This window comes from Microbacterium umsixpiens (genome assembly GCF_053543675.1).
Genome location: NZ_JBLVOH010000001.1, coordinates 1 through 6072, shown reverse-complemented (window position 1 = coordinate 6072; position 6072 = coordinate 1). Strand labels below are relative to the sequence as shown.

The following is a 6072-nucleotide window of genomic DNA, read 5'->3' as shown; positions in this document are numbered from 1 at the left end:
GAGGGGGGGGGGCGGGAGGAACCACACTCGTCCCCCGGTCCCGGTCCCGGTCCCGTGTCGGGGTCGGTCGATGCGGATGTCCCACCCGTTGTCGTGGATGCGGTGGTGGCAGGTCTCACACAGCAACACCCCGTTGGACAGATCGGTGGGCCCGTGGTCGCGTTTCCACCAGCGGATGTGGTGCGCTTTCGTCATCTCGGGTGGGAGCCCACACATCGCGCACCCGCCATCACGTTCCACGAGGGCGAGTCGTTGTGCGCGGGTGAACAGGCGTTTCTCCCGCCCCCAGTCCAACACTTCACTGTCCCCACCGAGAACACACGGGATGATTCCGCCGCCGGCGGCCATCCGCCGTGCCGCCCCGATGCTGACGGGCTGGTCGAGACCATCCACGGTCGCCGATCCCGCCCCCGATTCCAGGTCCGAGAGGTTCATCCGGACGATCACCGTCGCCCCGGCGACCGGGACCCGCGTCTGGCAGCCGAGGACGTGCGCGCAGAACACCGCGAGCGCGTCGGCCTGGATCATCGGGACCGTGCGCCGGTCCGCGTCGGGGGCCTCCGCGTCGGGGGCTTCCTGCCGGGCGGCGAACGCGGCGGTCACGAACCCGCGGATCGCGGTCACCACAGGGGCGGCGGTCTCGGCGTCGAGGACCGCGTTCAGGTGCACCATCCCGTCCCGCTCGAACAGGGTCAACGCCCGCTTCCCCCGCCGCTCCTCTTCTTTCGGCTCCACCCCGTCGGGGTCCAACCAGGACTCCGCCCGCACCACGAGCTTTCGCACATCGTCGAGCGCGAGCCCCTGTGCTTTCTCGACCAGCACCCGCTCGCCCTGGGCGACACGCTCCGCCCCGGCCGTCACCCGGCACCGATCCAGGACCGTGATGATCATCGCCGCGGCCGGCGCACTGAGAGCACCCGAGCCGAGCACGGCCCGCACCAACGGATACCTCGCCGGAAGCGGCGCCCCCAGAAGGTCCGCGCGCGGCGCCGTCGCCTCCCCCACCTTCACCAGACGGGCCGCGTCGCCCGTCGAGCGTCCCGTGGTCGCGGCGATCAACGTCGCCGGAGTGCGGAACCCCTGCTGCTTCGCGAGGCTCTCCGCCCCGAGCTCCGGCCGCGACTCATGCGCGATCCGCGCGGCGACCTCGACATGCACCGCATCCAACCGCCGCTGCAGCACCCCGACCGCCGCCCCCACCGCGACCAGCTGCGCCCGGGACAGATCCCCCGCCACGCCGGCACCCGACCACGCCTCATCGAGGCGACTCATCGCCTCGTGCAACCCGGTCAAAGTGGACATGCTCCATCCTAACCCGGTAACACGCTACCTTCGAAGCTATCTCCGCATCACATCCCAGAATGTCGCAGAAACCCGCGACACCACGCCCGCGACCCCTCCGCCACAGATCCCACCATCCTCGAAACTATCCACGAATAACGTAAAAGGCGCAACAGGCGCAACAGGCGCAACGGATCACGCAGAAGCCCCGCCGACAACCCCGCTACTTCACGCTCCCCTGCGTCAGCCCACCGACGAGCCACTTCTGCAGGAAGAGCGCCAGCAGATAGATGGGGATCAACCCGGACAGGCTTGCGGCCGCCATCTGCCCGAACATCACCTCGCGGCCGCCCTGCATCAGGGCGATGCCGACCGGGAGCGTCTGGGAGTCCACACTCTGCGTGAGCAGCAGGGGGATCAAAAAGTCGTTGTACGCCAGGATGAAGACGATGATCGAGACCGCGACGATCCCCGGCGCGGTGAGCGGCAGGATCACCGCCCACAGCGTGCGGAGCGGTCCGCATCCGTCGATCTGCGCCGCCTCGTCGATCTCGAACGGGATCGCGCGGAAGAAGCCGTCCAGCAGCCAGACGGCGACCGGCGTGAGCAGCAGACCCTCGACGATCCCGAGTCCGAGAACCGAGTCCATCAGCCCCGCCGAGCGCACCAGCACGAAGAGCGGGATGATCGCGACGACCGGCGGGGCGACGTAGGCCGAGACGATCAGCCCGAGCGTCTGCTTCCCGCCGGCGCGCAGCCGGGCCATCGCGTAGTTCGCGGGGATCGACACGAGGAGCGACACCAGCACGGCGATGATCGCCGCGCCGAACGAGTTGCGCAGGTAGGTGAGGATCGGCCAGTTCTCGAAGGCCGCGGTCCAGTTCTCGAACGCGAGGCGCGAGGGGAGGATCCGTGTCGACAGGATGTCGTCCGGGCTCTTGAACGACATGCCGACCATGTACAGCACGGGCAGGAGCGCGAGCGTGATCGCGACGACGATCACGGCCCACTTCACCGCCGTGACCAGTGCGGACGGACGCCCGGGGCGCGACGTGCTCGACGTGCGCACCTTGGAGCGCCCTCGGCGACGGGCGGAGGGGACGATGAGCGTCTCGGTCGCGCTCTCCTCGAGGCGATCGGATGCGCGGAGCATGAGCGACATGGTCAACTCTCCTTGTGCAGGCGCTGCCGCACGGCGTTGAGCGGCAGGATGACGATGGTGACCAGGACGAGGAAGGCGATGGTCTGCGCGGCCGCCGCCCCCACATCGAAGGTCTGCAGACCGGTGCGATAGATCTCGTAGCTGCTGACGGTGGTGTCGAAGCCCGGCCCGCCGCTGGTCATGATGAACACGAGGTCGAAGACCTTGAACGAGACGACGAGCTTCAGCAGCAGCACCGTGATCAGGCTCGGCAGCACCAGCGGGAGGGTGATGCGCCAGAAGGTCTGCCACACTCCGGCGCCGTCGACCTGCGAGGCCTCGTACACCTCGGTGGGCAATGTCTGCAGCGCGGCGAACACCAGCAGGACGCAGAACGGCGTCCACTGCCAGGCGTCGACCGTGATCACCGAGATCATCGCGGCGGGGCTCGACCCGAGGAACAGGAACGGCTCGGAGCCCGGATCGAGCGATTGCCCGATGTTGTTGAGCAGCCCGCCCGTGGGGGCCAGCATGAGCTTCCAGATGACTCCGGCCATGACCGGCGGTGTCATCAGCGGGAGCAGGAGCAGCACCCGTATGATGCGCCCGCCCTTGACGGCCGCATCGAGCGAGAGCGCGACCGCCAACCCTGCGATCAGCGCGATGAGCGCCGACGGGATGGCGAAGAGGAGCGACCTGCCGAGGGACGGGAGGGTGATCCCGTCCCCCAGCAGCGCCGCGAAGTTGTCGAACCCGACCCATTCCGAGAACGGACGTCCCAGCGACGACTCCGAGAAGGAGGCGGCGATGATGTAGCCGAGCGGGTAGATCGCGATGATGACGATCGCGATGACGGCGGGGGCGAGCAGGGCGCGCCCCGTCCACGACGCACGTCGGGAGACGCGTCGGTGGGTGACGGGCTGCGACATGAGCGGTCCTTTCGGGTTCGACGAGCGGATCAGCCGGCCAGGGACTGCCAGGAGTCCCAGGTCTGCTGCATCGCCTGTTCGGCGGTCAGGCTCCCCTGGAGCATGAGCGCGAGGTTGTCGCTCAGCGACTGGATCATCTCCGGTGCCTGCGGCGACGTGGGCCACGACTGCGCGTTCGGCAGCACCTGCGCGGCGACCGCCGACACCTCGGGGGCGAACTCGACGTATTCCGGGCTCTCCAGCGTCGACGTCCGGGTGGGATCGACGCCGGAGCCGGTCGTCGTGATCAGCTTCTCGTTGGTCTCCTTCGAGGAGGCGAAGGCCACGAAGTCCTTGGCGAGCTCCTCATCGCTCGCGTTGGGGCTGATCCCCATCGCCCATCCGGCGTTCAGCGCTCCGGAGATCTTGCCCTCCGGCCCGATGGGCAGCGGTGCCACACCCCAGCCGTCGACGATCTTCGACTGCTCGGGATCCTGCGCGAAGACACCGAGGTCGGTCCAGAACTCGATCATGCCGACGGACCCCGAGAGGAACTGCGGCAGCGCCTGCTCGAACCCGATCTCCAGCGGACTGGGCAGGGCAGAGGGGGCGGCGTCGAGCATCGACTGGGCCGCCGCGACCGCGTACTCGGTGTCGAGCTGCGGCATCTGCGGGTCGATCGGATCGGGCGACATCGTGGCGAGACGGTTGAAGAAGGTCGAGCCGATGTTGAACGCGCTCTTCGAGCCGAGCAGGGCGTTGCCGTACACGCCGTCCGCCTTCTCGGCATCGGTGATCTTCTTCGAGACCTCGATGTACTCGTCCCACGTGGTCGGCACCTCGACGCCGTTCCGCTCGAAGATCGCCTTGTTGTAGAAGAGCACGTGCGTGTCGCCGTCGATCGGCAGACCGTAGGTGCCTCCCTCGTACTGCGAGTACGGGCCGAAGATCGCCTCGATGAAGTCGGACGAGTCGATGTCTTCGTCGGATTCGACCCAGTCGGTGATGTCGGCGAGCGCACCGGCGTCGGCGAGCGCGCCGACCGACGTGTACCAGTACTGGATGACGTCGTAGTTGTTGGTTCCGGACTGTGCGTCGAGGACCGCCTTGGTCTGGATCTGGTCGTAGGGCACGACCTCGACTTCGACCTCGACACCGGTCTCGGCTTCGAAATCGGCCTCGAGGGTCTTGCCGGCTCCCTCCTGCGGGGCGGCGATCAGGACCTTGAGGGTCTTGTCACCACCGTCGCCGGAGGATCCGCCGGCGTCGCCGGAGCAGCCCGCGAGCACGAGGCCCGCGACGGAAGCCAGGGCGATGACGGGCAGGGAGCGACGCGCATAGCGCGAGAGGGATGAGGAGCGTCGTTGCACACTCATGGTGCTGTCCTTTCGATGTTTCTTCTTCGGGTGAGGGGGTGAAGCGGTCAGGATCCGGATTCGGGGTCCGGCGTCCAGGGGCGATCGACCTTGTCGCCATCGACCCAGGGGGTCTTCACGAAGACGGCGCGGAACGACTCGTCGAACGGGTTGCGTACGAAATGCTCCTCGTGCGGTTCGGCGCGGAGCACATCACCGACGGAGACGACCCTGCAGGTGTCGCGATCGAGCCAGATCTCGGCGCGCCCTTCCAGCACCACGAAGGACTCCGTGTGGTGCTCGTGCAGGTGATTGCCGAACTCGTCGCCCGGCCGCAGCACGACCACGCCGAACGCGGCGTCGTCGCTCTGGGCGAGGTAGCCCGGCCCCCAGTCGCCGAACCGGAGCGCGGCATCGGCGGCGCGGAGCACGTCGGCACTCATGCGAGCACCCGCGTCTCGGTGGCCTCGCGGAACAGCTCGTACGCGTCGGCGGGAGCGGCGTCATCGTGGACGACCGCGCGGACTGCGCGCATCATCGCCGCAGGATCCGCGCTCTGGAAGATGTTGCGCCCCATGTCGACGCCGGCAGCGCCCGCGCGGACCGCATTCGACGCCATCGTGAGGGCTTCCAGCTCGGGGAGCTTCTTCCCCCCGGCCATGATCACCGGCACCGGGCAGCCCGCCACCACGTCTTCGAAGCCCTCGTCGCAGTAGTAGGTCTTGACGAGCTGGGCGCCGAGCTCGGCGATGATGCGGGTGGCGAGGCCCAGGTAGCGGGCATCACGGACGAGCTCCTTGCCGACCGCCGTCACCCCGAGCACCGGGATCCCGGCGGCGTAGCCCTCGTCGACGAGCGTCGTGAGGTTGCGGATGCTGCGGCTCTCGTGCTCACCGCCGACGAAGACCTGCACGGCCACGGCGTCGGCGTTGATGCGCACGGCATCCGCCATCGCCATCGCGGTGTATTCGTCGGAGAGGTCCTTGAGGATCGACGGCCCGCCCGAGGCGCGGAGCACGAGACCGGCGCGCGTGGCCGGCGGAACGGAGGTGCGCAGCGCACCGCGGGTGCACATCACGGCGTCCGCGTACTCGGCGAGCGGGGCGATGTTCAGGTCGATGCGCTCGAGGCCGGACGTCGGTCCCTGGAAGTATCCGTGGTCGAACGCCAGCATGACCGTGCGGCCGGTGTCGGGGTCGAGGATGCGGGAGAGGCGGTTCTGCATGCCCCAGTCGAGGTTCGCGGCCCCGCGGATGTTCTGCGAGAAGCGCACGGCCGGTGTCTCGGAGTGGAACTTCTTCGCTGCGGCGTTGCCTTCGAGGTCTGCCATGGTGTCTCCTTCTGGTGGTCGTCAGCCGGCGTGGCCGACGGGCGAGAGTCGGGTGGG

At 68.5% G+C, this 6072-nt stretch carries 6 protein-coding genes; all 6 read right to left on the bottom strand.

The window, feature by feature from the left end:
• Positions 1 to 1302 (bottom strand): DUF222 domain-containing protein (locus ACNPM4_RS00030; protein ID WP_448984238.1); only part of this gene is annotated, 1302 nt, incomplete at its 3' end.
• Positions 1303 to 1504: 202 nt separating this feature from the next.
• Positions 1505 to 2443: a carbohydrate ABC transporter permease gene (locus ACNPM4_RS00025; RefSeq protein ID WP_051662268.1), complete on the bottom strand. Its 939-nt coding sequence runs from the start codon at positions 2441 to 2443 to the stop codon at positions 1505 to 1507.
• Between the two features lie 2 nt (positions 2444 to 2445).
• On the bottom strand, positions 2446 to 3351 hold the full coding sequence (locus ACNPM4_RS00020) for a carbohydrate ABC transporter permease (RefSeq protein WP_091032410.1): 906 nt from the start codon (positions 3349 to 3351) through the stop codon (positions 2446 to 2448).
• A gap of 29 nt (positions 3352 to 3380) precedes the next feature.
• Positions 3381 to 4706: an extracellular solute-binding protein gene (locus ACNPM4_RS00015; RefSeq protein ID WP_448984235.1), complete on the bottom strand. Its 1326-nt coding sequence runs from the start codon at positions 4704 to 4706 to the stop codon at positions 3381 to 3383.
• A 47-nt stretch (positions 4707 to 4753) separates the two neighbouring features.
• Positions 4754 to 5128 carry a cupin domain-containing protein gene (locus ACNPM4_RS00010; RefSeq protein ID WP_448984233.1) on the bottom strand — a complete coding sequence of 125 codons (375 nt, stop codon included), beginning with the start codon at positions 5126 to 5128 and terminating at the stop codon, positions 4754 to 4756.
• The gene (gene lsrF / locus ACNPM4_RS00005; RefSeq protein WP_262002700.1) at positions 5125 to 6015 is read right to left on the bottom strand and encodes a 3-hydroxy-5-phosphonooxypentane-2,4-dione thiolase; all 891 of its coding nucleotides are present in this window, start codon (positions 6013 to 6015) and stop codon (positions 5125 to 5127) included. Before lsrF ends, ACNPM4_RS00010 begins: the two co-directional genes overlap by 4 nt.
• Positions 6016 to 6072: the final 57 nt, after the last annotated feature.

Excerpts from the sequence above, each read along its gene's own strand:
- ACNPM4_RS00010 (WP_448984233.1), bottom strand. The coding sequence starts at position 5,128 with ATGAGTGCCGACGTGCTCCGCGCCGCCGATGCCGCGCTCCGGTTCGGC.
- ACNPM4_RS00025 (WP_051662268.1), bottom strand. The coding sequence starts at position 2,443 with ATGTCGCTCATGCTCCGCGCATCCGATCGCCTCGAGGAGAGCGCGACC.
- ACNPM4_RS00015 (WP_448984235.1), bottom strand. The coding sequence starts at position 4,706 with ATGAGTGTGCAACGACGCTCCTCATCCCTCTCGCGCTATGCGCGTCGC.
- ACNPM4_RS00020 (WP_091032410.1), bottom strand. The coding sequence starts at position 3,351 with ATGTCGCAGCCCGTCACCCACCGACGCGTCTCCCGACGTGCGTCGTGG.
- lsrF (WP_262002700.1), bottom strand. The coding sequence starts at position 6,015 with ATGGCAGACCTCGAAGGCAACGCCGCAGCGAAGAAGTTCCACTCCGAG.